The organism is Microbacterium sp. UFMG61, from assembly GCF_015354505.1.
Classification (GTDB): domain Bacteria; phylum Actinomycetota; class Actinomycetes; order Actinomycetales; family Microbacteriaceae; genus Microbacterium.
Genome location: NZ_JACAFP010000008.1, coordinates 15,581 through 40,747 on the forward strand (window position 1 = coordinate 15,581; position 25,167 = coordinate 40,747).

The 25,167-nt window shown below is 68.6% G+C and carries 26 protein-coding genes; 12 read left to right on the forward strand and 14 right to left on the reverse strand.

The genetic code is table 11. The features are described from left to right. Nucleotides 1–164 precede the first annotated feature (164 nt). The 5 genes from IXW21_RS11160 to IXW21_RS11180 are packed head-to-tail and all read right to left on the reverse strand — an operon-like array spanning nt 165 to nt 5,478. Nucleotides 165–1,004, reverse strand: coding sequence for an ABC transporter ATP-binding protein (locus IXW21_RS11160; RefSeq protein ID WP_194764336.1), 840 nt, complete (start codon nt 1,002–1,004; stop codon nt 165–167). Further along, nucleotides 1,001–1,912 carry an ABC transporter ATP-binding protein gene (locus tag IXW21_RS11165; protein WP_194764337.1) on the reverse strand — a complete coding sequence of 304 codons (912 nt, stop codon included), beginning with the start codon at nt 1,910–1,912 and terminating at the stop codon, nt 1,001–1,003. The genes IXW21_RS11160 and IXW21_RS11165 overlap by 4 nt, the downstream gene beginning before the upstream one ends. Further along, entirely contained in the window at nt 1,909–2,820 is a 912-nt protein-coding gene (locus IXW21_RS11170) for an ABC transporter permease (RefSeq protein WP_194764338.1), read from the reverse strand. Before IXW21_RS11170 ends, IXW21_RS11165 begins: the two co-directional genes overlap by 4 nt. Then, nucleotides 2,817–3,878 (reverse strand): ABC transporter permease, encoded by a 1,062-nt coding sequence (locus IXW21_RS11175; protein ID WP_194764339.1) that lies wholly within the window; start codon nt 3,876–3,878, stop codon nt 2,817–2,819. The genes IXW21_RS11170 and IXW21_RS11175 overlap by 4 nt, the downstream gene beginning before the upstream one ends. A 13-nt stretch (nt 3,879–3,891) precedes the next feature. After that, the gene (locus IXW21_RS11180; RefSeq protein ID WP_194764340.1) at nt 3,892–5,478 is read right to left on the reverse strand and encodes an ABC transporter substrate-binding protein; all 1,587 of its coding nucleotides are present in this window, start codon (nt 5,476–5,478) and stop codon (nt 3,892–3,894) included. A 148-nt stretch (nt 5,479–5,626) separates the two neighbouring features. Here IXW21_RS11180 and IXW21_RS11185 point away from each other — a divergent pair, with 148 nt between their 5' ends. Further along, nucleotides 5,627–6,214, forward strand: a complete 588-nt coding sequence (locus tag IXW21_RS11185) for an Lrp/AsnC family transcriptional regulator (RefSeq protein ID WP_312169341.1) — start codon at nt 5,627–5,629, stop codon at nt 6,212–6,214. 62 nt (nt 6,215–6,276) lie between these two features. On the opposite strand, the gene IXW21_RS11190 is transcribed toward IXW21_RS11185, so the two are convergent. After that, nucleotides 6,277–6,636, reverse strand: a complete 360-nt coding sequence (locus IXW21_RS11190; protein ID WP_323742228.1) for a hypothetical protein — start codon at nt 6,634–6,636, stop codon at nt 6,277–6,279. Nucleotides 6,637–6,770: 134 nt separating this feature from the next. Further along, nucleotides 6,771–7,784, reverse strand: a complete 1,014-nt coding sequence (locus tag IXW21_RS11195) for a hypothetical protein (RefSeq protein WP_194764341.1) — start codon at nt 7,782–7,784, stop codon at nt 6,771–6,773. A gap of 128 nt (nt 7,785–7,912) precedes the next feature. Here IXW21_RS11195 and IXW21_RS11200 point away from each other — a divergent pair, with 128 nt between their 5' ends. From IXW21_RS11200 to IXW21_RS11235, 8 genes are all read left to right on the forward strand, one after another. After that, entirely contained in the window at nt 7,913–8,884 is a 972-nt protein-coding gene (locus IXW21_RS11200; RefSeq protein WP_194764342.1) for a hypothetical protein, read from the forward strand. Next, the gene (locus IXW21_RS11205; RefSeq protein WP_194764343.1) at nt 8,881–10,020 is read left to right on the forward strand and encodes a hypothetical protein; all 1,140 of its coding nucleotides are present in this window, start codon (nt 8,881–8,883) and stop codon (nt 10,018–10,020) included. Before IXW21_RS11200 ends, IXW21_RS11205 begins: the two co-directional genes overlap by 4 nt. Before the next feature lie 529 nt (nt 10,021–10,549). Continuing rightward, nucleotides 10,550–11,245, forward strand: a complete 696-nt coding sequence (locus IXW21_RS11210; RefSeq protein WP_194764344.1) for a DUF1684 domain-containing protein — start codon at nt 10,550–10,552, stop codon at nt 11,243–11,245. Nucleotides 11,246–11,291: 46 nt separating this feature from the next. Further along, nucleotides 11,292–12,785, forward strand: a complete 1,494-nt coding sequence (locus IXW21_RS11215; protein ID WP_194764345.1) for an ABC transporter substrate-binding protein — start codon at nt 11,292–11,294, stop codon at nt 12,783–12,785. A gap of 53 nt (nt 12,786–12,838) precedes the next feature. Further along, a complete protein-coding gene (locus IXW21_RS11220; RefSeq protein ID WP_194764346.1) occupies nt 12,839–13,801 on the forward strand; it encodes an ABC transporter permease in 963 nt (320 codons plus the stop codon). Continuing rightward, nucleotides 13,798–14,658, forward strand: a complete 861-nt coding sequence (locus IXW21_RS11225) for an ABC transporter permease (RefSeq protein WP_194764347.1) — start codon at nt 13,798–13,800, stop codon at nt 14,656–14,658. Before IXW21_RS11220 ends, IXW21_RS11225 begins: the two co-directional genes overlap by 4 nt. After that, nucleotides 14,655–15,452, forward strand: a complete 798-nt coding sequence (locus IXW21_RS11230; protein WP_194764348.1) for an ATP-binding cassette domain-containing protein — start codon at nt 14,655–14,657, stop codon at nt 15,450–15,452. Before IXW21_RS11225 ends, IXW21_RS11230 begins: the two co-directional genes overlap by 4 nt. Further along, a complete protein-coding gene (locus IXW21_RS11235) occupies nt 15,449–16,222 on the forward strand; it encodes an ABC transporter ATP-binding protein (RefSeq protein ID WP_194764349.1) in 774 nt (257 codons plus the stop codon). The genes IXW21_RS11230 and IXW21_RS11235 overlap by 4 nt, the downstream gene beginning before the upstream one ends. A 119-nt stretch (nt 16,223–16,341) precedes the next feature. Here the strand turns inward: IXW21_RS11235 and IXW21_RS11240 are convergent, their stop codons facing one another. The 3 genes from IXW21_RS11240 to IXW21_RS11250 form a co-directional block, all read right to left on the reverse strand. Further along, the gene (locus tag IXW21_RS11240; RefSeq protein WP_194764350.1) at nt 16,342–16,743 is read right to left on the reverse strand and encodes a DUF779 domain-containing protein; all 402 of its coding nucleotides are present in this window, start codon (nt 16,741–16,743) and stop codon (nt 16,342–16,344) included. 79 nt (nt 16,744–16,822) lie between these two features. Further along, nucleotides 16,823–18,388, reverse strand: coding sequence for an aldehyde dehydrogenase family protein (locus IXW21_RS11245; protein WP_194764351.1), 1,566 nt, complete (start codon nt 18,386–18,388; stop codon nt 16,823–16,825). A gap of 111 nt (nt 18,389–18,499) precedes the next feature. Then, nucleotides 18,500–19,864 carry a GAF domain-containing protein gene (locus IXW21_RS11250; RefSeq protein ID WP_416361099.1) on the reverse strand — a complete coding sequence of 455 codons (1,365 nt, stop codon included), beginning with the start codon at nt 19,862–19,864 and terminating at the stop codon, nt 18,500–18,502. Between the two features lie 105 nt (nt 19,865–19,969). Here IXW21_RS11250 and IXW21_RS11255 point away from each other — a divergent pair, with 105 nt between their 5' ends. Both IXW21_RS11255 and IXW21_RS11260 read left to right on the forward strand, forming a co-directional pair. Beyond that, complete coding sequence (locus IXW21_RS11255; RefSeq protein WP_194764352.1) at nt 19,970–20,323, forward strand: PadR family transcriptional regulator; 354 nt, start codon at nt 19,970–19,972, stop codon at nt 20,321–20,323. Continuing rightward, complete coding sequence (locus tag IXW21_RS11260; protein ID WP_194764353.1) at nt 20,320–21,411, forward strand: hypothetical protein; 1,092 nt, start codon at nt 20,320–20,322, stop codon at nt 21,409–21,411. The genes IXW21_RS11255 and IXW21_RS11260 overlap by 4 nt, the downstream gene beginning before the upstream one ends. A gap of 61 nt (nt 21,412–21,472) precedes the next feature. Here the strand turns inward: IXW21_RS11260 and IXW21_RS11265 are convergent, their stop codons facing one another. Next, on the reverse strand, nt 21,473–22,066 hold the full coding sequence (locus tag IXW21_RS11265) for a TetR/AcrR family transcriptional regulator (protein ID WP_194764354.1): 594 nt from the start codon (nt 22,064–22,066) through the stop codon (nt 21,473–21,475). Nucleotides 22,067–22,133: 67 nt separating this feature from the next. Here IXW21_RS11265 and IXW21_RS11270 point away from each other — a divergent pair, with 67 nt between their 5' ends. Continuing rightward, a complete protein-coding gene (locus IXW21_RS11270) occupies nt 22,134–22,703 on the forward strand; it encodes a dihydrofolate reductase family protein (RefSeq protein WP_323742229.1) in 570 nt (189 codons plus the stop codon). A gap of 125 nt (nt 22,704–22,828) precedes the next feature. Here IXW21_RS11270 and IXW21_RS11275 read toward each other — a convergent pair whose 3' ends face one another. Genes IXW21_RS11275 through IXW21_RS11285 form a run of 3 tightly spaced genes read right to left on the reverse strand, consistent with a single transcriptional unit; the run spans nt 22,829 to nt 25,166 of the window. Continuing rightward, nucleotides 22,829–24,256 (reverse strand): CCA tRNA nucleotidyltransferase, encoded by a 1,428-nt coding sequence (locus tag IXW21_RS11275; protein ID WP_194764355.1) that lies wholly within the window; start codon nt 24,254–24,256, stop codon nt 22,829–22,831. A 60-nt stretch (nt 24,257–24,316) separates the two neighbouring features. Then, nucleotides 24,317–24,610, reverse strand: a complete 294-nt coding sequence (locus IXW21_RS11280; protein ID WP_194764356.1) for a hypothetical protein — start codon at nt 24,608–24,610, stop codon at nt 24,317–24,319. Between the two features lie 46 nt (nt 24,611–24,656). Further along, entirely contained in the window at nt 24,657–25,166 is a 510-nt protein-coding gene (locus tag IXW21_RS11285; RefSeq protein ID WP_194764357.1) for a hypothetical protein, read from the reverse strand. Nucleotide 25,167: the final 1 nt, after the last annotated feature.

Below are 25,167 nucleotides of genomic sequence, written 5' to 3' on the forward strand. Positions count from 1 at the left end.
ATCTCTCGCATCGACGGACGAGTTCACGGCATCCGTCCTTCGATACGTGAGATCTCCTTCGCAGCGCGAGCCGTCCCGCAGCGTGAGCCGCCCCGGCGCGTGAGCGTCCCGGCGCGTGAGCCGTCCCGGCGTGCGTCCCCCGACGCGAGGGCACACGGACTCACTCAGCCGAGGACGGGAGGGATCTCCGACCACACGACGCGCTCGTTCACGGTCGGCGCGGCCGGGATGCGCCCTCGGCCGTCAGGCTCCGGGATCGCGGCGAGCAGCGCCTGCGTGTACGGATGCTGTGGAGCGGACCACACCCGATCAGTCGGTCCCGACTCGAGCACACGCCCCGCGTACATCACGAAAGTGCGGTCGGCGATGCGCCGAACGACGGCGAGGTCGTGCGAGATGAACAGCATCCCGGCGCCGGATTCCGCGACGAGATCGCGCATGAGCCCGGCGACGCTCGTCTGGGTCGAGGCGTCGAGGGCCGAGATCGGCTCGTCGGCGACCAGCAGCGAGGGCCGAGCGGCGAGCGCCCGCGCGATCGCGAGACGCTGCTTCTGTCCGCCCGAGAACTGGTGCGGGAAGCGCGTGGCGACCTCGGTCGGCAGTCCGACCCGTTCGAGCCACTCCGCCACGGTCGAGCCCTCGGCCCCGCGGGCGCGGGCCGTCGCGATGCCGTCGGCGATCTGGTCGCCCACGCGACGGCGCGGATTCAGCGAGGTCGACGGATCCTGGAACACCATCTGGATGCCGGTGAGGGCGATGTCGCGACGGCGGATGCCGAGCGGGGTCACGGGCGCATCGCGGAACCGCACCTCTCCTCCGGCGAGCTTCTCGATGCCCACGACGGCGCGGGCGAGGCTCGACTTGCCACTGCCGGACTCGCCGACCAGCGCCACGGTCTCACCCGGGGCGACGCTCAGCGACACGGTGTCGACGGCGACCACGGGCGGGTTGCCGGGGTAGCGCACGACCACGTCGTGCGCGTCGAGGACGGCGGTCTCACTCATCGGCGGGCCTCCTCATCGGCATCCGGTTCGGCATCCGGTTCGGCATCCGGTTCGGTGTCCGGTTCAACGTCCGGCAGTTCGGCATCCGGCAGCACCGGATCCAGCGCCGCCGGGTCGGTATCCGCGATCTCGAGCCTCGATCCCGGCAGTGCGGCGAGCAGCGTACGCGTGTACTCGTGCTGCGGTGAGCGGAACAGGGTCTCGCGGTCGGCCCGCTCGACGATCTGCCCGTTCTTCATCACGGCGACCTCGTCGGCGATCGCGCTCATGACCCCGAGGTCGTGCGTGACGAGCAGCACGGCGAGGTTGCGCTCGATCGCGAGGTCGCGCAGCAGCTTCAGGATGCCGGCCTGCACGGTGACATCGAGCGCGGTGGTCGGCTCGTCGGCCAGCAGCACCTCGGGGTCGCAGGCGAGTGCGCACGCGATTGCGATGCGCTGCCGCTGTCCGCCCGAGAACTGGTGGGGGTAGCGCTTCAGCGCCGCATCCGGATTCGACACCTGCACGGTCTTGAGCAGTTCGACCGCCTTGGCAGTGGCGGCCGCGCCCCGCAGCCCGAGGTGCACCCGCATGTGGTCGGTGAGCTGGCGTCCGATCGGCAGCTGCGGGTGCAGCGACGCCGACGGGTCCTGGAAGATCATCGCGATGCGCGTGCCCCGGATGCGGTTGAGGGCCCGCCGGCGCATGCCGACCAGCTCCTCCCCCGCGAGAGTGATCGATCCGCCGGTGCGCGCCTGCCGGGGCAGGAGCCCGAGCACGGCGAGTGAGGTGAGCGTCTTGCCCGATCCGGATTCGCCGGCGAGGCCGTGGATGCGACCGGCCTCGAGGTCGAGCGAGATGCCGTGCACGAGCGGACGGCCGATCTCGATCGTCAGGTCGCGGATGCTCAGTGCGGGTGCGCCGGTCATGCTGCCACCCCCTTCGCGGATGCCGCATGCTCGGCCTGCTTCTCGTGCGTGACCTCGGCCGTCGGGTCGAGGATGTCGCGCATCGCGTCCCCGAGGAAGTTGAAGGCGAGCACCACGGTGAGGATCGCGAGACCGGGGAAGACGCCCAGCCACCACGCGTCGAAGTTCTGCATGGCCGCCGAGATCATCGATCCCCACTCGGCCGTCGGCGGCTGCGCGCCGAGGCCGAGGAACGACAGACCCGAGAGCAGCAGGATCGCCGCACCGATGTCGAGCGTCGCGAGCACCAGCACGGGGCCCGCGATGTTCGGCAGGATGTCGACGAACAGCGTCCGCAGCGGCGAGTGGCCGAGCAGTCGCCCCGCGATCACGTAGTTCTGCCCGCGGAGTCCGAGCACGATGCTGCGGGTCACTCGCGAGTACTGCGGCCAGGACACCACGATCGCCGCGATCACCGCGTTGAACAGCGACGGGCCGAGCGAGGCCGCCACGACCATGGCGAGGATGACGGTCGGGAACGCCATGAACAGATCGGTGATACGCATCAGCGTCTCGTCGACCCAGCCGCCGAAGTAGCCGGCGACGGCGCCGATCACGGTGCCGATGATCATCGCGGCGATCACGAGCATGAGCGCGAGCGGAAGGCTCACGGTCGCGCCCGTCATCAGACGCGAGAAGATGTCGCGCCCGTTGCCGTCGGTGCCGAGCAGCGTGTCGATGCCGGGCGCCTGCAGACGCGGGAGCACCTGGGCGTTGGGGCCGAACGGCACCCACCACTGCGCGGTGAAGGCGACGATGATCCAGGCACCCGCGATCACGGTGCCGATCACGCCGAGCGGCGTGCGCCAGGCGCGGGGCCAGCGGAAGCGGAACCGCCAGGGGCCGGATGCCGAGTCGATGCGGCTCATGCGATCCTCACTCTCGGGTCGAGGACGCCGTACAGCAGATCGACGACGAAGTTGATGAGGAGGTAGATGACACCGACGACGAGACCGACGCCCATGATGCCGGGGAGGTCGAGGTTCGCCGCCGAGTTGTAGGCGTAGGTGCCGAGCCCCGGCCACGCGAACACCGACTCGACGAGAACGGTGCCCGAGAGCAGCGACCCGAAGGCGACGCCGACGACCGTGAGGATCGGGAGGGATGCTCCGCGCAGCACGTAGTCGAGGATCACGCGCATCGCGGGAAGGCCCTTGGCCCGAGCCGCACGCACGTAGTCGCTGCCGAGCACCTCGAGCACCGAGGTGCGGATGAAGCGCGTGAGCAGCCCGATCGTGACGAGCGACAGCACCATGACCGGCAGGGCGAGGTGCGCGAGAGCATCCGCGAATCCGACGCCGTCTCCGTTGAGGAGGTAGTCGACCGTGTAGAGCCCGGTGATGCGGGGCGGCGGGGTGATCGACGGTGAGATGCGACCCGAACCGGGGGCGATCCGCAGCTCGAGGAAGAACACGTAGAAGCTCACGAGCGCGAGCCAGAAGGTCGGCACGCTCAGGCCGATCAGCGTCACGATGCGGATCACCTGATCCGTCACGAGTCCGCGGCGGTACGCCGCGAGGGTGCCGAGCACCACACTCACCGCGAGGCTGAGGATGATGGCGCCGATCGCGATCTCGATCGTCGCAGGCACCGCCGTGGCCAGGTCGCTGGTGACCGGGCGACCGGTCACCAGCGACGTGCCGAGGTCTCCGCGAAGGAGGTTCCCCATATAGATGAAGTACTGCACGAACAGCGGCTGATCGAGACCCTGGGCCTTGATGAACGCCTCGCGCGTCTCGGGATTCTGAGAGGCCCCCTCACCCAGCGCCGCCGACACGGGGTCGCCGGGCACGAGGTTCGTGAGCGCGAAGGTCACGATCGTGACCCCCACCAGCAGGAGCAGCGAAGTGCCGATCCGGCGCAGCAGGTATCCGACGAGCGGCGACCTGCGACGCTGTGACTGCCGTCGCACGGCCACCGTCGTCATGAGTCGGCGCCGCTCAGCCGGCCGGCGTGATCTCGGCGATGTCCATCTCCCACACCGAGTTGTACACGGCGCCGGTGACGGAGTCAGCCGTGGCGATGTTGCGACCGGGGACGATCAGCGGCACGAAGGGGCCCTCGGCCTGCATCGCCTCGGCGAACGAGGTGAAGGCCTCGCTGCGCTGGGCCTCGTCGGTCGCGGCTGCGGCACCCGCCGCGATGCCTGCGATCTCGGGGTTGGCCTCGGCCGCCCATCCGGCGCGCAGACCGACCTTCAGGCCGGGAGCGAAGGGGAGGAAGTTCGCGGAGTCCGCGTAGTCCGGACCCCAGAACCAGAGGCCGAAGCCCTCGGTGCCGTTGACGTACGCGTCGAGCTCGGTGGCGAACGGCGCCGGAGCGAGTTCGACGGCGATGCCGGCATCCTCGAGCTGTGCCTGGATGCGCTCGGCGAGCGGGGTGAACTCCACGCCGCCGACCGGGTAGTCGTTCGGGAACTGCAGCTTCAGGGTCTGACCCGTGTAGCCGGCCTCGGCGAGCGCGGCCTTCGACTTGTCGAGGTCCTGCTCGACGCCGGTCTCGAGGGCACCCTCGAATCCGGGCGGGATGACGCCGGTCGCCTGCACCGCGCCGGAGCCTGCGAGCTCGAGCAGCGCGTCGTAGTCGAGCGCGTAGCGGATCGCCTCGGCGATCTTCACGTTCGCGAGGTCGCCGCCGACGGCGGCCGACTGGTTGAGCAGCAGGAAGATGGTCTGGCCGGAGGGCACCGACTCGACCTGGAGTCCGTCGCCGAGGCCCGCGACCTGGTCGCCGTTCAGGTCCATGGCCACCATCGAGTCGCCGCCCTTGAGGTTCGCGAGCTGCGTCGCGCTCTCCGAGACGTTGCGCACGACGACGCGGGCGTAGGCCGCCTCTTCGTCGCCGTTGTACTCGTCGCTCTTGGTGAGCACGACCTGCGACGACAGGTCGAGGGTGTCGAGCACGAAGGGACCGGAGCCGGCGGACTCGCCGTCGAGGAAGCTCTGTGCGCTGTCGGATCCGTCGATCGATCCGCCGTTCTCGATGACCACGTCGGAGTTGACGATGCCGAGAGCGGGGTTGGCGAGGATCGCGGGCAGCTGCAGCAGGGGGGTCTCGGAGGTGATCGAGACGGTCTTGTCGTCGACCTCGGTGATCGTCAGGCCGCCCAGGAGGAAGTTCGGCTTGGCATCGGTCATGCCCTGGATGCGCTGCAGGGTGAAGACGACGTCCTTGGCCTCGATCGGCGAGCCGTCGGAGAAGACGCGGTCGCCCTCGAGGGTGAAGGTGAACTCGGTCGCCTCGTCGTTCTGCTCCCACGACGCGAGGCCGGGAACGGGAGTCGAGACGTCGGAGCCCTCGAAGTCGACGAGGGTCTCGTACAGGGCCTTCGCGATCATGTTGCCGGTCGGGTCGTAGGTGTGACCCGGGTCGGCGGTCTCGATCGAGAACGCGGTGTCGATGACGAGCGAGTCGGAACCTGCGGACTCACCGCCGTTGTTCGCCGAGTTGCCACCGGAGCAACCAGCGAGAGCGAGGAGCGCGACGGCTCCGATCGCGATGACGGACGTGCTGCGACGTGACGACATATGGGCCTCCAAGGGCGAGGAGTTCATCGGGTTCGGTCGACGCCGGGTGGACGACCGGTGATCAGATTCGCATTGTATGGGACTATGTGTCCAGCAAGATTGCAGACGTCACCACAGTCTGTCCAAGACCCCGCCCGTGAGGAGCATTGTGTCCACCAAGAGCGACGAAGCTGCGAGGCAAACTGGACGAAGTGCCGCCCCGCTGGACGACATCGGATACAGAATCCTCGAAACACTCCGCGATAACGGTCGGATCTCGATCGCCGCTCTCGCCGAGACCGTGGGGATCTCGCGTGCCAATGCCTACACCCGCGTCGAGAACCTCATGCAGGACGGCGTCATCACCGGCTTCAGCGCACAGGTCGATCAGGCCAAGGCGGGGCTCTCCATCGGAGCCCTGGTGTTCGTCACCGTGCATCCGCAGGCCTGGGCGTCGTTCCGAGACCGCATCGTCGAGATGCCCGACGTCGAGTGGTGCGCGATCACGACGGGCGAGCACGACGCCATGCTGCTGATCCGCGCGGTCGATGTGAGCGGCGTGCACGAATTCTCCACCGGCGTGATCGCACAGCTGCCTGAAGTGCGCACGGTCGTCAGCGTCGTGGTGCTCGACGAGGTCGTGCGACGCTCGTTCCTGCTGCCGTCGGATCTGCCCGAGCGAGAGCCGCAGGCATCGCTCGGCATGACGCGATGGACGCCGGCGTCGCCGGGACGAGACACTCTTCCGCCCCGCTGACACGCCCGCCACCCTGCTCGTCGAGCGAGGCCGGCGAGGCCGACCGAGACGGAAGGCCCGATTCAGCTGACGGAAGCCTCTTCGCAGACGCTGAGCTGCGGCAGCCCGTGCATCTCGTAGTGCTCCACGAGGCGGATGCGACCGTCGTCGGTCAGTTCGAGCTCGCTCTCGCCGTCGCCCGTCACGACGGTGCCGTCAGAGACGAGGACATGCACGAACGAGACCCAGATCGTGTCGCCCGTGCGGGTGCCCACGAAACGTCCGAACGTGACGGTGTCGCCGGAGTAGTCGCCCCAGATCGCTCCGTCGCGCTCCTGGTAGACGAACTCGCTCGGAGCGCTCGGATCGACCGCCGAGGTCGTCGAGGAGACCATGCGGAATCGGCGGCCGTCGAGCGAGGGGATGGATGCGGAGGAAGTCACGTTCCGATTATGGGGGCCTCGACGGACTCCGGTCGGACCGGCTTCTCGAGCGTCTCGGGCGCCCGCAGTCGGCGCCGATCAGGCGAGACGAAACCCCGCCGCGCGAGGTCGTCCGGCGCGATTCGTCCGTGCGGTCATTCCAGGTCGAGACGCAGCAGCTCGGGGCGTGTGGAGGTCTCCGCCCGCAGCGCGAGCAGGAAGTCGCCGTAGTCGGGGGTCATCTGCACGCGGTTCGATCCGAGGATGTGGGTGGTCGATCGCCCCTCCGCGCGCTCGAAGCGGATGCGCCGCACCGGGTAGCCCGTGGGCGTGAGCCAGATGCGGGTGAGCTGGGCGAACGGCAGGTCGACATCGTCGAGACGGATGCCGTGGTGGCTGATCGAGACGTGTGCCGGAATGCGCTTCAGCACCCGCTGCCGCTGAGCCGCTCCGATAGCCAGACCGATGCCCGCGACACCGGCGGTCGGGATGAGCAGGACGAGCGCCGACAGCTCGCCGTCGAGGAAACCCGGGGTGAATGCGACGGCCGTGACGGCAGCGGCGACGATCAGCAGCACGACGGCGGCGATCGTCAGACCGGTCGCGAGAACCCGCTCCTTCGACGAGTCGACGCGGAACGACGAGGGCAGCTGTGCGCGCACACGCGCTGCCTCGACCGGATCCGCCGGCTTCGCAGGGGCGATCGGTGTGAGCACAGCCATGAGCTCGTTGAAGGTCGACCGGGTGAACCCCGGCAGTTCGACCGTGATCTCTCGACCGGCGCTGTAGACGACGAGCGCGCGGGTGATGCCGCTGCGGATGCCGTTCGTGCGGTGCTCGGTGATCTTCGAGCGGAACGCCGTGGTCGCCCGGTCGTACGTCTCGCGATTGCCGGCCCGCCCGATCTCGACAGTGGCGGGACGCACCACGATGCGGGTGTTGCGCAGCCAGAGCATCGACGTGAACACGAGTCCCGTCACCACGATCGCGGCGACGAGCACGATGATCCTGCGGGTATCGAGGTCCATGGTCCGCGGCAGCATCCGCGGCAGGATGAACAACGCAGCGGCCGAGAGCACCGCCGACAGGACGAGCGCGGTCACCGCCGATCGCACCGGATGGCGTCGGAACACCTGCTCGCTCATCATCACCGACACCCCATCGACCATCTGACGCCCTCCGCATCCCGCCCTGGCTGCACGGTCGCCTGTCGGCGATCACGCGCACTTCTCCGCACATTCTGGCGTCTTCGCCGCGTCCGTGGGGGAAGCGATATCTCGCAGGTACCGTGGGTCGCATGCAGTGGATCTCTGACACCTCGCCCGGCGACTGGCTGCGCGAGCGCCTCGACGACCCGTGGAACGCGACCATGCACGCCGTCGTGCCGCACGGGTATGCGGCGTACGCCCGGGTGCTGCATCCGCCCACGGTGCGCTCTCTTCCCGATCGACCGATGCCGTCGTTCGACGAGTTCGATGCCATGTCAGAGGCCGAGCGGCAGTCGACGTTCGACCGGATCGTCGTCGCGCCGACGACCTGGGCCGAGACCGCCTCCGCGTTCGGCACGATCCTGCATCCGCTCGCGCAGTGGCACCGCATCGTGCGCGCGGCCCCGGACGGAGACTGGAGTGCGAGCGTCACTCCCGACGGTCGCGAGTTCACAGAGCCGATGGGCGGAGCGATCTCGGCGGAGATGCTCGCGACCATCGCCTCTCACCTCGTCGCGCACACCACCACGCCGGATGCCGGCTTCGCCGCGCTCTGGGAGGGCACCGGCGGACTCCTCGGGAATCTGGGCCACACCCCATCGCGCGCGTTCTTCACCGTCGGTGATGACCCGAACCACCAGGCGATGCTCGATCGCAGCGTGCACGACCCGTTCAACAACGTCTTCCGCACGCACACCTGGCAGGAGGGCATCCTGTCGCGGGAGATCTCCGAGGGTCCGCGGCTGCAGCTGCCGAACCGAGACCACGTGCTCTTCCACGGCGATGTGGGCGAGTTCGCCCGTCCGGACTGGGTTCTGGGGATGCCGTGGAGAGACACACCCGCCGAGGCCCACGGGTTCCCTCCGGCGGCGCAGAGCCCGAGCATCCTCTGGCCGGACGACCGCGCCTGGGTGCTCGTGACCGAGGTCGACTACGACTCGACGATCATCGCCGGTTCCGCCGAGTCGATCGCGGCGATCTGCGCCGACGAGCGCCTCGAGGCGTTCGCGATTCCCGAGAACGCCGATCTGACGTGGGATGGCGATGAGGTGAACCGATGAGCGCACCGCAGACCGGCCCGTCGTTCGACTCGCGACCGCTCACCGATCCCGTGGATGCGAAGGCGGTCAGCGCCTTCAACGCCGAACTCCGCGCGAAAGGCACCTCGGGCGTCTCGGCGACGTCGATCATCGCGATCGTGGTCTTCGGCATCGTGTTCGTGGTCGCGATGAGCTTCGTCGGCGCGACGATCGTGTCGATGTTCACCGATCCGGGGGCGTCGTCGTTCGTCGGCCTCGGCATCCTCGCGGCCGTGGGCGTCGGGATCGCGATCGCCGTGGTCGGCTGGCGTCGGTCCCGCGTCGCGCGCTATCGCCTCGACGCCTTCGCGCGAGCGAACGGCATGACCTACGAGGCTCGGGTCGCCGAGCCTCGCCTGCCGGGCATGGTGTTCGGTCTCGGTCGCTCCCGCGTCGCGACCGATCTGGTGCGCGGCAGCCACCCGCGCTTCGTGGAGTTCGGCAACTACCAGTACACGACCGGGTCGGGCAAGAACTCGACCACGCATCGCTGGGGCTACGTCGCGGTCAAGCTCGACGTGCCGCTGCCGAACATCGTGCTGGACGCGAAGGGCAACAACGGGTTCGGTTCGAACCTCCCCGCCGCCTTCCAGCGCGAGCAGCGCCTGTCGCTCGAGGGCGACTTCGATCAGTACTTCACTCTGTACTGCCCGACCGGTTACGAGCAGGATGCGCTCTATCTCTTCACCCCCGACATCATGGCGCGGTTCATCGACAGCGCGGCCGAGCTCGACGTCGAGATCGTCGACGACTGGCTCTTCCTCTATACGCCGCGTTCCGTCTCGACCCTCGACCCTGCGAACTGGGCGTGGCTTTTCGGCGCCGTGGGTGCGCTGATCACCAAGTTCGAGCAGTGGGCGCGCTGGCGCGACGATCGACTGCTCGCCGAGCGGTCGGCATCCGATGTGGCGGCATCCGGCCCTCAGCCGGGCTCTCCGGTTGCGGGCGCGACGTCGGCGGCATCCGGTCAGCTGCCGTTCGCGCCGCCCGTCGGTCTGCTCGCCCCGCCGCCCGGCGTCGCGCAGCAGGGGCGCAGACTCAAGCGCAGCGGCCGCTGGCTGCCGGTCGTGTTCGTGATCGGCTTCGGGATCCTCTGGATCTGGCTGCGATCGTTCTGAGCGGAACTCCCGAGGGCGGGTTGTGGGGGTGGGTGCTGACTGGGGATCAGCGCTCCCACCCCATCCCCCCTCGGGATCAGAAGGAGATCTGACTCTCCCCCTGCAGGACGGCCGAACCGTCCGACGCGGGGTCAGCTGGGGACTGACATATCAACGCGTTATGCATAACGGTATACCGGGATACGTTGCACGAAATTGCGGCAGAGCTTCCCGGATGCCGTTCTTCGATACACCTGCGAATCCAGTACCGGATGTCCGATCCGGCCTTCAGTTTCGTGCATGTCGTGTTCGCTCCCCGGTCCGCCGGCCGCACGCGAATGCTCGTCATGAGACCGCCCTTGCTGCACGAAACCCCTGCCCACCCCACGGGCCTCACCCAGCGACACGGGTCTCACCCTGCGACACGGGTCTCACCCTGCGACACAGGGCTCACCCACCGAACTCGACGGGAAGTGATCGCGCCCGTCGCGCGTTACCCCTCGTGACGGTGACGGGGCCGCCTCCCTCTGCATGCACGAGAATGGAAATGATGTCTGAACGCGAAGCCCACACCCTCTGGCAGGACTCCCGCCGCGAATCGGTCACGGGTCCGACCGGCAATCTCGCACTCGTCGAGACCCGCTGGACGGGCGACGCACCCGATGTCGACGCCGAACAGAGCGCCGCACCCGCGAGCGTCACGGTGACCCCGATCCAGCGCACCGACATCGAGACCGGCGAGGCCGAGCACGGGCTGCGCATGTGGGATGCCGAGGCACCGGCCATCCGTGCCTTCGACCGCATCGACACGTACGAGTACGACCCCGCGTGGGTGCTCGAGGGCCACTTCACCCCGGTCTCGGGCGACCGGAAGGTGTCGTTCGAGCACATCCGCGACAACGGCGGCACCCGCGATCTCGTCGTCCCCGGCGACATCCGCTTCGAGCTCGACGGCCGCGAGTACGATCTCGCGGCGTTCGATGACGGCGGCACTCTGCTGCTCGTGTTCGGCGACGAGACGAACGGCTCAGAGACCTACGGCTCGGGGCGCTTCCTCTTCGTGCAGCTGCGCGACGACGAGGGCACCGTCGTGCTCGACTTCAACCGTGCCTTCGTGCCGCCGTGCGGATTCAGCGCCCAGTACAACTGCCCGCTGCCGCCGGCATCCAACCGCTTCCCCCTGCCTATCCGAGCAGGCGAGAAGAACGTCGTCTTCCGCGACGGCTTCGACATCTACGCGGCGTGACGCCCGACCCGCACACCGCGCCGCACCCCCTTACCCTGGAGTACTCATGAGAAGAACACGCATCCTCGGCGCGCTCGGCGCCGTCGCCACGCTCGCCCTCGTGGCCGGCTGCGCCTCGGGGGCGACCGACGACGCCGCGAGCGAAGACGCCACGATCGCGATCGGATCGCTCTACGAGCCGACCAACCTCAGCAACACGCAGGGCGGTGGCCAGGGCGTGACCGAGGCGCTGACCGGCAACGTCTACGAGGGCCTGTACCGACTCACCGACGACGGCGAGGTCGAGCCGCTTCTCGCCGAGGACGCTCAGGTGTCCGACGACGGCCTCACCTACACGATCACGCTCCGCGACGACGTGACGTTCCACTCCGGGGACCCGCTGACCTCGGCCGACGTGAAGTCGAGCATCGAGGCCGTCACCGCCGAGGACTCGGTGTCGGCGCGCAAGTCGAGCTTCACGACCATCGCCGACATCGCCACCCCCGACGACCAGACCGTCGTCTTCACGCTGTCGCAGCGATCGATCTCGTTCCTCTATAACCTCAGCTACGTGTGGATCGTGAACGACGAGGCCGGCGACATCACCAGCACCGAAGACGGCACCGGCCCCTACACGCTCGACGAGTGGAAGAAGGGCTCGACCCTGACCCTCACGCGCTGGGACGACTACTGGGGCGAGCCCGCCAAGAACGGCGAGGTCGTCTACACGTACTTCACCGACGCGACCGCCGAGAACAATGCACTGCTCACGGGCGAGATCGACGTGATCACGAGCGTGCAGAGCCCCGACTCGCTCGCTCAGTTCGACAATGACGACTACGTCATCAGCGAGGGAACCTCGACCACGAAGGAGCTGCTCGCGTTCAACGACCGCGTCGCCCCCTTCGACAACGCACTCGTGCGCAAGGCGATCTACTCGGCGGTCGACACCGAGAAGCTCCTCGACTCGATCTGGGGCGACTACGGCACGCTCATCGGCTCGATGGTGCCGCCGACCGACCCCTGGTACGAGGACCTCACGACGGTGAACCCGTACGACGTCGAGCTGTCGAAGGACCTGCTGGCCGAGGCCGGCTACGCCGACGGCTTCACGTTCACGCTCGACACCCCGAGCTACGACCCGCACCCCGCCGTAGCGGAGTTCCTGCAGTCGCAGCTCGCCGAGGTCGGCATCACGGTCGAGATCAACACGATCAGCGCCGACGAGTGGTACACGAAGGTGTTCAAGGAGCAGGACTTCGAGGCCACCCTGCAGGAGCACGTGAACGACCGCGACGTGGTCTGGTACGGCAACCCCGACTTCTACTGGGGGTACAACGACGCCGAGGTTCAGCAGTGGGTCGCCGAGGCCGAGCAGGCCGCCACGACCGACGAGCAGACGGCTCTGCTGAAGAAGGTCAACGAGAAGATCGCCGAGGATGCCGCGAGCGTATGGTTGTACCTGTATCCGCAGATCGTGGTCGCTTCGAGTGACCTCAGCGGGTACCCGGTCAACGGCCTGAACTCGCAGTTCTTCGCCTACGACATCGTCAAGTCCTGACGCGCGAGGGGGATGCCGCGCGTCGGCATCCCCCTCTTTCATCCTGAGAACTCATGCTCGCCTACCTGCTGCGCCGCCTCGCGTTCCTCGTGGTCTCGCTCGTCGTCGCGATGATCGCGATCTTCGTGCTGCTGCGACTGCTGCCCGGAGACCCGGCGAACGCCCTGCTCTCGGTGAACGCGACCCCCGAGCAGATCGCCGCCGCCCGCGCGCAGGTCGGCTCCGACCAGCCGCTGCTGCAGCAGTTCACGACCTGGGCCGGGCAGCTCCTGCGCTTCGATCTCGGTGAGTCCTTCCTGAGCTCACGTCCGGTCGGCCCCGACATCGCCGACCGCCTCGCCGTCACCCTTCCGCTCACGCTCATCGCCTTCGCCGTGGCGCTGCTCGTCTCGCTCGTGATCGGCATCACCGCCGCCGTGAAGTCCGACCGCTGGTACGGGATCGCGCTCTCGGGCTTCGCGCAGCTCGGCGTCGCCGTGCCGGTCTTCTGGGTGGGCGTCGTGCTCGTGTGGATCTTCGCCCTCGGTCTCGGGGTACTCCCGTCGGGCGGATTCCCTCGCGATGACTGGGAGGATCCCGCGGATGCGCTGCGCTCGCTCGCCCTTCCGGTGGCCACCATCGTGATCGTCATGAGCGCGTCCCTCAGCCGCTATGTGCGTTCCGCCACCCTCGACGTGATCGGCAGCGATTACCTGCGCACAGCGCGAGCGGGAGGATCGGGCATGTCGGAGGCGCTGCTGCGCCACGGTGTGCGCAACGGCTCGGTCCCGGTCGTCGCGATCCTCGGCATCGAGCTGTCGACCACGCTGCTCGGCGCGGTCGTCGTCGAGAGCGTCTTCACGCTTCCCGGCCTCGGCAGCCTGTTGCTGTCGGCCATCGAGCAGCACGACTTCCAGGTCATCCAGGGCGTCCTCGTGGTCAGCACCCTGTTCGTGCTGCTCGTGGGCTTCGCCGCCGACATCGTGCAGCGCCTGATCGATCCGCGTCTGCGCACGAGCGTCTCGGGCAACCGATGAGCCGCGTCGCCGAGCAGCTGATCACCGGATCCGTCCCCGTACGGCGCCGGCCGAAGGCGACCCTGCTGATCGGGCTCGTGCTCACCGGTGCCATCGTGCTGATCGCCCTCGTCTCGCTGTTCTGGTTGCCCTATCCGCTCGCCGACACCAGCGGCAGCCGCCTCGAAGGTCCGAGCGCCCTGCACCTGCTCGGCACGGATCGACTCGGTCGCGACCTGCTGTCGCAGCTCATGTGGGGAGCGCGGATCGCCCTGATCGTCGGCATCTGCTCGGTGGCGATCGCCGCCGTGCTCGGCACGATCATCGGTCTCATCGCCGCCTTCTCGCGACCCTGGGTCGACGACACGCTCTCCGCCGGACTCGACGTCGTGATCGCCTTCCCCGTGCTGCTGCTGGCGATGCTGGTCGTCGCGGTGCAGGGGGCGTCGCTGTGGTCGGCCGTGCTCGCGATCGGACTCGCGATGTCGGCGGTCGTCGCGCGCCTCACCCGCATCCTGTCGCGCCGCGTGCTGCAGGAGCAGTTCGTCACCGCGGCGCGCACCAGCGGCACGAGCATGCTCGGAATCGTCTTCCAGCATGTCCTGCCCAACATCGCGCCGACGCTGGCGGTGAGCCTGGCACTGCAGTTCGGCGCCGCCGTGCTCGCCGAGGCGAGCCTGTCGTACCTCGGACTCGGCGCACCGCCCCCCAACGCCTCATGGGGTCGGATGCTGCAGGAGGCGCAGGGCACCGTGCTCACCGCACCTGTCGGTGCGATCGCCCCCGGTATCGCGATCATCGCCCTCGTGCTCGGGGTCAACTTCCTCGCCGACGGTCTGCGCGACCTCGCCGACCCGACTCGCAGGAGGAGCCGATGAGCATTCTCGACGTCGCCGGTCTCACTGTGCGCTCGGCATCCGGCGCGCTCGTGCGCGACATCTCGTTCTCGCTCGAGCCCGGTGAGCGTCTGGGCCTGATCGGCGAATCCGGTTCGGGCAAGTCGCTGACCTCGCTCGCCGTCACCGGTCTGCTTCCGGATTCGCTCACGGCCTCCGGTTCGGTGCTGCTCGACGGGCACCAGGTGGTCGGTGCGCGGGATGCCGACCTGAGGCCTCTCCGCGGACCCGTCGCCCAGATCGTGTTCCAGGAGCCGCTCACCGCGCTCGACCCGCTGATGCGGGTCGGCCGCCAGATCGCCGAACCGCTGCGTCGGCACCTCGGCCTGCGAGGTGCCGAACTGCGGTCTGCCGTGATGGCCGCCCTCGACGAGGTGGCGCTGTCGGAGCCGCGGTTCGCGCGCGCCTACCCGCACGAGCTCTCCGGCGGTCAGCGCCAGCGTGTCGCGATCGCGATCGCCCTCGCTGCCCGGCCGCAGCTCCTCATCGCCGACGAGCCGACGACCGCGCTCGATGTGACGGTGCAGGATGCCGTTCTCGCCCTGCTCGAGCGGCTCGTCGCCGAGCGCGGCATGGCGCTGCTGTTCATCAGTCACGACCTCGCCGTGGTCTCTCGACTGGTCGATCGCATCGTGGTCCTTCGTGACGGTCTCGTCGTCGAAGAGGGCACGGTCGCGCAGGTGCTGCGGAATCCGACGGAGCCGTACACGCGGATGCTGGTCGACAGCGCCCGCGCGCTCGACGCGTTCCTCGATGCGAAGGAGGCCGGCGCATGACCCTCCTCGAACTGCGCGCCGCCGGTTTCTCGTACGGGTCCCGTCGGGTGCTCGATGACGTCTCGCTGAGCCTCGATGCGGGCGACTCGCTCGGTCTCGTCGGCGAGTCGGGTGCGGGCAAGTCGACGATCCTGCGGCTGCTGTTGGGGCTCGCAGCGCCGCACGAAGGGCAGGTGCTCTTCGAGGGAGCACCGCTGTCGCCTGGGTCGCTGAGCCTGTCGAAGCGCCGCACGCAGATGCGCCGCTTCCGGGCGAGCGTGCAGCCCGTGTTCCAAGACCCGTACTCATCGCTCGACCCCCGTCAGCGCATCGACCGCATCATCGGCGAGCCTCTGCGCTCACTGCGCCTGGCATCCGGCCCCGACGCGCAGCGCCGCATCGCCGAGGCCCTCGAGTCGGTCGGGCTTCCCGCTGACACCGCCCGCCGCTACCCGCACGAGTTCTCGGGTGGACAGCGCCAGCGCATCGCGATCGCACGGGCCGTCGTCTCGCGCCCGAGGGTGCTGCTCGCCGACGAACCCGTCAGCGCGCTCGACGTCACCACGCGCGTGCAGGTGCTCGAGCTGCTCGATCGGCTGCGCCGCGAGAACGGATTGTCGCTCGTGATGGTGTCGCACGACCTGACCGCGATCGCCTCGGCGTGCGACCGCACCGTCGTGCTGCAGAACGGTCGGGTCGTCGAGCAGGGCGCCACGGCATCGGTGCTGCACGCCCCGCAGGATCCGTACACGCGAGCGCTGGTCGACGCGGTTCCGCGCCTCCCCCGCTGAGACGCCGACCGTCCCTCACATTCGTCTCGGATGGCTGGCCGTTTCACGGATGGCTGACGGACCGACGGCGTGTCTCCCGCCAGTCGAGCATCGTTCAGCCAAGTGGCCGCAGACGCCCGTCAGCCCGCCGACGGCGCGAGCCCGAAATACTCCAGCTCCGCGTCGTTCAGCATCCGCGATCTGATCAGGAATCGCATGCCCGTCGGCCCTTCGACCGAGAACCCCGCACCTCGCCCCGGCACCACGTCGATGGTGAGGTGCGTGTACTTCCAGTACTCGAACTGCGACTCCGACATGAAGACCTCGACCGGCGCATCCAACCCCACGTCGAGCGCGCCCAGCAGAACGTCTCCGGGTCCCGTGATGAACATCCCCACGGGGTAGCACATGGGCGACGAGCCGTCGCAGCACCCGCCCGACTGATGGAACATCAGGGGTCCGTGCTGCACCGTGAGGTCTCTGACGAGGGATGCCGCGGCATCCGTCACGTCGACCCGCTGATAGGTGCCGATGCTCACCATGTCTGTCCTCCGTCTCGCTTCGAACCCGGGTCCCTGAGCCTGTCGAAGGGCCCAGGAACCCGGAAACCTGTCGTCGAGCTCAGAAGAAGCCCATCGGGCCTTCTGCGTACGAGACCAGGAGGTTCTTGGTCTGCTGGTAGTGATCGAGCATCATCTTGTGGTTCTCGCGCCCCACACCCGACTGCTTGTACCCGCCGAACGCGGCGTGCGCCGGGTACTGGTGATACGTGTTGGTCCAGACGCGACCGGCCTCGATCGCCCGTCCTGCGCGATAGGCCGTGTCGCCACTGCGGCTCCACACCCCGGCGCCGAGTCCGTAGAGCGTGTCGTTCGCGATCGAGATCGCGTCGTCGAAGTCGTCGAAAGACGTGACCGACAGCACAGGGCCGAAGATCTCCTCCTGGAAGATGCGCATGTCGTTCGTGCCCTCGAACACGGTCGGGGCGACGTAATAGCCCTCGCTGAGGTCGCCGCCGAGGTCGACGCGCTCGCCACCCGTGAGCAGCCGCGCGCCGCCCTGCTTTCCGATGTCGATGTAGCTGAGGATCTTCTCCAGCTGATCGTTCGACGCCTGAGCCCCGATCATCGTGGCGGGATCGAGCGGGTTGCCCTGCACGACCTTGCCGACCCGTGCGAGTCCGTCCGAGAGGAAGCCGTCGTAGATCGACCGCTGGATCAGCGCCCGCGACGGGCAGGTGCAGACCTCGCCCTGGTTCAGCGCGAACATCGTGAAGCCCTCGAGCGCCTTGTCGTAGAACGGGTCGGCGGTGTCGCGGGCGACGTCCTCGAAGAACACGTTCGGGCTCTTGCCTCCGAGTTCGAGCGTCACGGGAATCAGGTTCTGCGACGCGTACTGCATGATCAGGCGACCGGTCGTGGTCTCGCCCGTGAAGGCGACCTTGCGGATGCGCTTGTGCTGCGCGAGCGGTGCACCAGCCTCGATCCCGAAGCCGTTGACGATGTTCACGACACCGGCCGGCAGCAGGTCGCCGATGATGTCGAAGAGGAACAGCAGGGATGCCGGGGTCTGCTCCGCCGGCTTGATGACCACGCAGTTGCCTGCGGCGAGCGCCGGCGCGAGCTTCCACACGGCCATGAGGATCGGGAAGTTCCACGGGATGATCTGACCGACCACTCCGAGCGGCTCATGGAAGTGGTACGCGACGGTGTTCTCGTCGAGCTGGCTGATGCCGCCCTCCTGCGCGCGGAGCACTCCGGCGAAGTAGCGGAAGTGATCGACCGCGAGGGGGATGTCGGCGGCCAGGGTCTCGCGCACCGGCTTGCCGTTCTCCCAGGTCTCGGCGACGGCGATCTCCTCGAGGTGCTGCTCGATGCGGTCGGCGATCCTGTTCAGGATCACGGAGCGCTCTGCGGGGCTGGTCTTGCCCCAGCTCGCGAAGGCCTTCCAGGCGACGTCGACCGCGCGGTCGATGTCTTCGACGGTTCCTCGGCCCACCTCTGTGAAGGGTTTGCCGTTGACGGGGCTGACGTTCTCGAAGAACTGGCCCTTGACCGGATCGACGAACTCACCGCCGATGTAGTGGCCGTATCGGGCGCGGTAGCTCGCGATGGCGCCCTGCTGGCCGGGGGCGGCGTAGGCGGAGGACGCGGGTGCGGTGGACACGTCTTCTTCGACGATGGTCATCGGTGACTCCTTCGACGGGCCGCGGCTCCGATGCCGAGCGGCTGATGCTCCGAACGGTACGTCGCGCAACGTTGCGCGAGAATGCGCAACGTTGCGAGGAGTTGCGTGGGCTCAGCCTGCTTCGATGCGCTCGATCCGGGCGACCAGACCCGCCCGCTTCGGGGACCGCGCGGGCAGCATCTCGAGAGCCATGCGCAGTGCCTCGGCATCCCCCTGCCCCTCGGGGATGTCGGCATACGCGAGCAGCACGTCGAGGCTCGCCTCGGACAGCATCGCTTCGCGCAGCGCCCCACGCACGCCCTCGCGGAAGTCCTCGACGCCGGGCGACGTGGACTCGGGCAGCACCGGCCCGCGATACGACGTCAGCGCGACGCGGTGCGCTCCGCGGTCGAGCAGCGAGAGCACGTCGTGGGCGTCGGTCTCGAGCGGCACCGGCAGACGGTAGGGCCGCGACTCGGGCACGAGCCCCGGCGCATGCTTCTCGAGGACTTTACGCAGGCGCACCATCTCCGGGCGCAGGGTGTCGGGGGATCCCTCCTCCCCGTAGACGAGCTCTGCGAGACGCTCGGCCGACAGGCCCTGCCGGTGCACGGCGAGCATCAGCAGGATCGCCGCGTGCCGGGCGCTGAGCTCGATCATCGCCTCTTCGAGCTCGGTCTCGACCTCCAGGCGCGCGCGGTCTCGGCCGAGCACATGCAGGGTGGCACGGGCGGTCGGCTTGGCGCGCGAGGTGAGAGTGGTCGCTCGACGCGTGTCGGTGCGCGCGCGCAACCGGGCGACCATCAGTTCCGATTCCACCGCGCGCGCGGTCGCGTCGACCAGCAGGCGCGCCTGCGTCGAGACGGCGTCGTCTCCTCCGGTGATGTCGATCACGCCGAGCACGCGTCGCGTCTCGGGGTCGCGCACCGGAGCCGCCGTGCACGACCACGGATGCACGAGCCGGTTGTAGTGCTCCGCCCCGCGGATCTGCACCGACTGCCCGAGAGTCAGGGCGGTGCCGGGAGCCGTCGTGCCGACGGCATCCTCAGCCCAGTTCGCGCCCGCGACGAAGCCCATACCCTCGGTCAGCGACTGCAGCTGATGGTCGCCTTCGATCCACAGCAGGCGTCCGGCGTGATCACCGACCGCGATCACGACGCCGGAGTCGTCGGTCTCGCCGGGAAGCAGGAGCGTGCGGATCATCTCCATCGCGGAGGCGAGCGGATGCGCGCGGCGATAGGCCTCGAGCTCGTCGCGCTCGAACTCGATGCGGGGCGTCCCCTCCGGCCCCACTCGTCCGCGCCAGGAACGGACCCACGATTCGCGTACGAGTGGACGCACCTGCAACAGCCTCTGGTCGTCGAGGTTCCCGGCGATGAGCTCCTCGTGCGCGCGCTCGATGAGCAGCCGAGATGCACCCGGCGAACCTGCGCGTGACTCCTGCCACGACCCGACCACGGCCTCTCCCATCGTCGTCGGTGAGCGTGGTCTCAGCATAGGAGTCGGATGCCGCTCGCGACACCCCGATCCGGCGCGCCGGAAATGCACACCCCGCACTACTGTGCACTGCGTGGTAGTGTGCACTGCATCGAAGGAGGTCCGATGGACACGACGCAACTGCTCAAAGGCGTACTCGACGTCGCCGTGCTCGCGGTGCTGCGCGCAGAAGACGGCTACGGCTACGACATCGTGCGGAGGCTCCGGGATGCGGGCCTCGGCGACGTCGGCGACGCCTCGGTCTACGGAACGCTGCGTCGCCTGTATGCCGCGGGGAGCCTGTCGAGCTACGTGGTGCCCTCCGACGGCGGCCCGCACCGCAAGTACTACGCGATCAACCCCCAGGGCCGTGCGGCGCTGGAATCCCAGACCGTCACCTGGTTGGACTTCGCCGGCGCGATGTCCGCTCTGCTCACGACCGAGACCGCCGGACCCACCACGATCGGAGAGACCCGATGAACGACACAGCCGTCACTCTCGATGACCAGATCCGCTCCTTCGCCGCCGCGGTCCGCGCACATCTCGACGATCTGCCCGCCGACGAACTCGACGAGATCGTCGGCGGACTTACCGCCGACCTCACCGACCAGGCCGCAGACAACGACGGCGTGCTCGACCTCGGCGACCCGGCGGCGTACGCCGAAGAGCTGCGATCCGCGGCGGGGCTTCCCCCGCGCACCGAGACGCGGCGGCGAGCGCCCCTCGGCGCGCGGATCGCCTCCTGGCGCACGCGCACGGCGACGAGCATCCGTCGCAGTCCCCTCGGATCGTGGGTACTCGATCTGCTGCTCGTGCTTCGTCCGGTGTGGTGGGTGCTGCGCGGGTACGGGATGTACGTCGTCGTGCTGTTCTTCGTGCAGTTCGGCCAGGGTCGCCTCGATCACTGGATGGTGCCGGACACTCTGATCGAGTGGGCCATCACTGCGGTGTTCGCCACCGTCAGCGTGCAGTGGGGGCGAGGCCAGTGGCTCCCCAAGAACGCCCTGCGCCACATGCGCACCGTGTCGAGCGTCGTGGCGCTCATCGCTCTCGTCGTCGCGCTGCCCGCCGCATTCACACCGCGAGTCGAGTATGTCGGCGACGAGTACAGACTGCAGAGCGGCCTGCGCCTCGACGGCGTGCAGATCAACAACATCTTCGCGTTCGACGCGGAGGGCAATCCGATCGACCAGGTACAGCTCTTCACGGGCAAGGGCACACCGATCAATCTCTACGGTCAGAACGGCGCGCAGACGGCACAGACATCCGACGGGCAGATCGTCGAGTCCGAGAACGGCGGCGACCAGCAGTTCGGGATGCAGGACGACGGACTGCGGGCGACGATTCCCGGCGACGACTATCGCGGGCGCCCCGTCTGGAACGTGTATCCGCTCGACGAGACCGACCTCGACCCGTACTCGCTGATGCCCGAGTTCGAGACGATCAAGCGACCCGAGCCGCCCTTCCAGAAGGCGCCGAGCATCGATGCGACGAACGCGACGCCCTCGCCGACACCCTCACCCGCAGACGGCACCGTGCCGTCACCGACCGAGACCCCCGCACCGTGACCGCCAGGAACGAGCGGATCATCTCGATCGACATCACCCACCTGGTGCGGGAGGCGCTGGGTCACCCCTCCGAGCCGGATGCGTCAGCCGCACCGAGCAGTCCCGCGACGAGAGCGTCGATCGCGTCATCCGTCGACGACTCGGGGTCGATCGGCGTGGTGAGCCGGTCGAGCAGCAGCCCGTCGATCGCGTAGTGGAAGAGGGCGATCTCGCGCCGACCGCCGGGTAGCCCGGCCCCGATGGTGAACGCCACGTCCGCATCGAGACCGGCCCGCAGCCACGCCCCGAGCACGGTGGCCACCTCGGGCCGACGCGCGGCCTCCAGCCGGAGTTCGAACAGGGCGAGGGTGACGTCTCGGTCGGTCGTGAGTCGTCGGACGATGTCTCGCACGTAGTCGGCGAACAGCGCAGGTCCGGGCTGCTCTCCCTCCCGTCGGCGAAGATCGTCATCGGTGGGCGCGAGCCGCTCGCCGATGCGCTCGACGAGACCCTCGATCAGAGCCTGCCTGCTGCGGAAGTAGTTCGATGTTGTGCCGGTCGGGACTCCGGCAGCGGCATCCACCGCTCGATGCGTGAGCCCGCGTGACCCTTCCTGTGCGAGCACCGCCAGGCCCGCATCCGCCAGCTGTCGTCGCCGACCGTCGTTCTTCGCCATGACGACACCCTAGCGCGACCACTACGCCTGTTGTATGGTAACTGCCACAGATGTAGTGAATGGAGAGATGATGCGAGAACTCGTCTACTACGTGGCCGTCACACTCGACGGATTCATCGCCGGGCCGCAGGGCGAATACGACGGCTTCCTGATGGAAGGCGACCACATGCAGGCGATCAACCGGCGCTTCGCCGCGACGATCCCCACCGACTTCGCGGCCTCCCTCGGCCTCGCGCAGGACACCTCGATGTTCGACACGGTGCTGATGGGCTGGAACACCTACGCGATCGGTGGCCTGCCGAGTCCCTATCGGCACCTGCGCCAGATCGTCTTCAGCCGCACGCACACGGCCGTCGGTGAGAACCTCGAGGTCACCGTCGACGACCCGGTGTCGGTCGTGCGCCGCCTGAAGCAGCAGGAGGGTTCCGCGATCTGGCTGTGCGGCGGTGGAGCTCTCGCCGCGACGCTCGCCGACGAGATCGACCGGCTCGTGCTCAAGCGACAGCCCGTGCTGTTCGGATCCGGCATCCCGCTGTTCGGCGATCGTCCCTACCGGCCGCAGCGCTTCGACCTCATCGAGACGACGAGCTATGAGTCGGGCGTCGTGTTCAGTGAGTTCGCCCGTCCGTCGGCGTGATCCCCCCGCGCATACCGCCGAACGGGGCCCACGTGGATGCCGAGGCCCCGGCTGGCTGACGGGACACCGCGTTCCGGTCAGCCATCCGTGATCCGATCAGCCATCCGGTTCGCGAGGCAGCGCACTCAGGCGCGGGCTGCCCACCACTCCCGAAGTCGCTGCTCCGCAGCATCCGGACCGATGACGCCCTCGTCGAGACGCAGTTCGAGCAGGAACCGGTACGCCTCGCCGACCTCGCGACCCGGTGCGATGCCGAGGACCTGCTGGATCTGGTTGCCGTCGAGCTCGGGGCGGATCGAGTCGAGCTCCTCCTGCTCGCGCAACGTCGCGATCCGCGACTCGATGTCGTCGTAGGCCCCGGCGAGACGCGCGGCCTTGCGCCGGTTGCGGGTGGTGACATCGGCGCGGGTGAGGATGTGCAGGCGCTCGAGCTGGTCCCCCGCATCGCGCACGTAGCGGCGCACCGCGGCATCCGTCCAGGCGCCCTCGGCGTAGCCGAAGAAGCGCAGATGCAGCTCGATGAGCGTCGCGACCGCATCCGTGGTGTCGGTGTCGAAGCGCAGCGCCTGCAGTCTCTTGCGTGCCATGCGCGAGCCGACCACGTCGTGGTGATGGAACGTCACCGCGCCGCCGTCTTCGAGCTTGCGGGTGCGCGGCTTGCCGATGTCGTGCAGCAGTGATGCGATGCGCAGCGCCACATCGGGTTCCGCGCCGGGATGCCGCTGGTGCTCGAGCGCGATGGCCTGGCTCAACACCGTGAGCGAGTGCTCGTAGACGTCCTTGTGGTGGTGGTGCTCGTCGACTTCGAGCCGCAGCGCGCTGACCTCGGGAAGGAACTCCTCGATGAGTCCGGAGTCGACCAGAACACGGATGCCGCGCACGGGGTCGTCCGTCTGCATCAGGCGCACGAGCTCGGACTGTATGCGCTCGGGGCTCACGATCTCGAGCGTCGCACGCAGCCGGGCGATCGCCTCGGAGGTCGCGTCGTCGATGCGGAAGCCGAGCTGAGCGCTGAACCGCGCTGCCCGCAGCATGCGCAGCGGGTCGTCGCCGAACGAGACCTGCGGGTCGGCCGGGGTGCGCAGAACGCCCGCGATGAGGTCTTCGACTCCCCCGGTCGGGTCGACGAGCTTCACCGAGGGAACCAGCAGAGCCATCGCGTTGACCGTGAAGTCGCGGCGGTGCAGGTCGGCGTCGATCGTGTCGCCGAACTCGACCGTGGGCTTGCGGGTCACGCCGTCGTAGCTGTCGGCGCGGTACGTGGTGACCTCGACCTGCTCGCCCTGCACCCGGGCGCCGATGGTGCCGAAGGCGCGGCCGATGTCCCACTGCGCGGTCGAGATCGGCTTGACGATGCGGAGGATGTCGTCGGGCAGCGCGTTCGTCGTGAAGTCGAGGTCGTGCGTGGGTCGTCCGAGCAGGGCGTCGCGCACCGGACCGCCGACGACGGCGAGATCGAACCCGGCGGCGGAGAACGCATCACCGAGGGTGCGGACGACCGGGTTCTCGGCGAGCGCGCCGAGACGGGCGAGGCCGTCGGCCATGTTGAGCATGGGTTCCAGCGTACCGGGGTGCGTCCGGGCCGTTCTCTGCCCGGTGGTCGCGGGCGTCACTCAGAAGAGCGGGTTCTCGCCCTTGGCCTGTGCGACCGCGCGGACTCGCCCCTGCATCAGCCGCATCAGAAGCATGCTCATCAGGAACCCGCCGACCACGGCGACCGCGACGATGAACCAGATGCCGATCTCGGGATCGATCAGCTCGAAGCCGTAGATCGCGACCGCGAGCAGGACCAGGACCGGCCCCTCGATCAGCGCGAACGTGATGAACAGCCGCGTCTGACGCACCATGTACTCCTTCTCGACGGCGCGCACCCGCGCATCGATCGACGACTCCCCCGCGTGGCTCATGCCCCCACCGTAGCGGCCAGGCCCGCATCACGCAGCAGGTCGCACGTCACGCGCGTAGACGCACGTCATGCAGGCAGACCGCGCCTCGGCAGGGGATGGCCAGCAGATCGTCCTCGCGAAGATCCGCCGGAAGACGTGCGTGGCCCCGCGCGCTCGGCGTGCCGCCGTCGGCTCCTCCCAGGACGACGGCGTCGTGGGCCGGAGCGGTCGACACCCGACCGAGCAGGCGCGTCTCCTCCCAGAGCGCCGCGATGCTCGTCAGCTCGGCATCGACCAGCACCACCCGCTCCCCCGCTTCGCCCGCATGCACCCCCTCGACGGTCACCATCACGACCGACGCGTCGGCACGCAGCGCCGGCTTCGAATGCGATCCCGGCACCAGAGCATCCGCCGTGTGCACGCACGGTGTCTCGCAGAGTTCGACGAGACGACGCAGCGAGACCCCGGCGATGATGACGTCGTCGGTGGTGGGATGCGTGTACTCCGGCCATTTCGCGGGTCGGAGCGGGTCGGGGATCGTGCGGCGGAGGCTGGGGAGCACCGAGGTCAGGGTCATG

Coding starts and splice junctions, on each gene's coding strand:
- IXW21_RS11160 (WP_194764336.1), bottom strand. CDS start 1,004: ATGAGTGAGACCGCCGTCCTCGACGCGCACGACGTGGTCGTGCGCTAC.
- IXW21_RS11165 (WP_194764337.1), bottom strand. CDS start 1,912: ATGACCGGCGCACCCGCACTGAGCATCCGCGACCTGACGATCGAGATC.
- IXW21_RS11170 (WP_194764338.1), bottom strand. CDS start 2,820: ATGAGCCGCATCGACTCGGCATCCGGCCCCTGGCGGTTCCGCTTCCGC.
- IXW21_RS11175 (WP_194764339.1), bottom strand. CDS start 3,878: ATGACGACGGTGGCCGTGCGACGGCAGTCACAGCGTCGCAGGTCGCCG.
- IXW21_RS11180 (WP_194764340.1), bottom strand. CDS start 5,478: ATGTCGTCACGTCGCAGCACGTCCGTCATCGCGATCGGAGCCGTCGCG.
- IXW21_RS11195 (WP_194764341.1), bottom strand. CDS start 7,784: ATGGTCGATGGGGTGTCGGTGATGATGAGCGAGCAGGTGTTCCGACGC.
- IXW21_RS11200 (WP_194764342.1), top strand. CDS start 7,913: ATGCAGTGGATCTCTGACACCTCGCCCGGCGACTGGCTGCGCGAGCGC.
- IXW21_RS11205 (WP_194764343.1), top strand. CDS start 8,881: ATGAGCGCACCGCAGACCGGCCCGTCGTTCGACTCGCGACCGCTCACC.
- IXW21_RS11210 (WP_194764344.1), top strand. CDS start 10,550: ATGTCTGAACGCGAAGCCCACACCCTCTGGCAGGACTCCCGCCGCGAA.
- IXW21_RS11215 (WP_194764345.1), top strand. CDS start 11,292: ATGAGAAGAACACGCATCCTCGGCGCGCTCGGCGCCGTCGCCACGCTC.
- IXW21_RS11220 (WP_194764346.1), top strand. CDS start 12,839: ATGCTCGCCTACCTGCTGCGCCGCCTCGCGTTCCTCGTGGTCTCGCTC.
- IXW21_RS11225 (WP_194764347.1), top strand. CDS start 13,798: ATGAGCCGCGTCGCCGAGCAGCTGATCACCGGATCCGTCCCCGTACGG.
- IXW21_RS11230 (WP_194764348.1), top strand. CDS start 14,655: ATGAGCATTCTCGACGTCGCCGGTCTCACTGTGCGCTCGGCATCCGGC.
- IXW21_RS11235 (WP_194764349.1), top strand. CDS start 15,449: ATGACCCTCCTCGAACTGCGCGCCGCCGGTTTCTCGTACGGGTCCCGT.
- IXW21_RS11240 (WP_194764350.1), bottom strand. CDS start 16,743: ATGGTGAGCATCGGCACCTATCAGCGGGTCGACGTGACGGATGCCGCG.
- IXW21_RS11245 (WP_194764351.1), bottom strand. CDS start 18,388: ATGACCATCGTCGAAGAAGACGTGTCCACCGCACCCGCGTCCTCCGCC.
- IXW21_RS11250 (WP_416361099.1), bottom strand. CDS start 19,864: ATGCTGAGACCACGCTCACCGACGACGATGGGAGAGGCCGTGGTCGGG.
- IXW21_RS11255 (WP_194764352.1), top strand. CDS start 19,970: ATGGACACGACGCAACTGCTCAAAGGCGTACTCGACGTCGCCGTGCTC.
- IXW21_RS11260 (WP_194764353.1), top strand. CDS start 20,320: ATGAACGACACAGCCGTCACTCTCGATGACCAGATCCGCTCCTTCGCC.
- IXW21_RS11265 (WP_194764354.1), bottom strand. CDS start 22,066: ATGGCGAAGAACGACGGTCGGCGACGACAGCTGGCGGATGCGGGCCTG.
- IXW21_RS11270 (WP_323742229.1), top strand. CDS start 22,134: ATGATGCGAGAACTCGTCTACTACGTGGCCGTCACACTCGACGGATTC.
- IXW21_RS11275 (WP_194764355.1), bottom strand. CDS start 24,256: ATGCTCAACATGGCCGACGGCCTCGCCCGTCTCGGCGCGCTCGCCGAG.
- IXW21_RS11280 (WP_194764356.1), bottom strand. CDS start 24,610: ATGAGCCACGCGGGGGAGTCGTCGATCGATGCGCGGGTGCGCGCCGTC.
- IXW21_RS11285 (WP_194764357.1), bottom strand. CDS start 25,166: ATGACCCTGACCTCGGTGCTCCCCAGCCTCCGCCGCACGATCCCCGAC.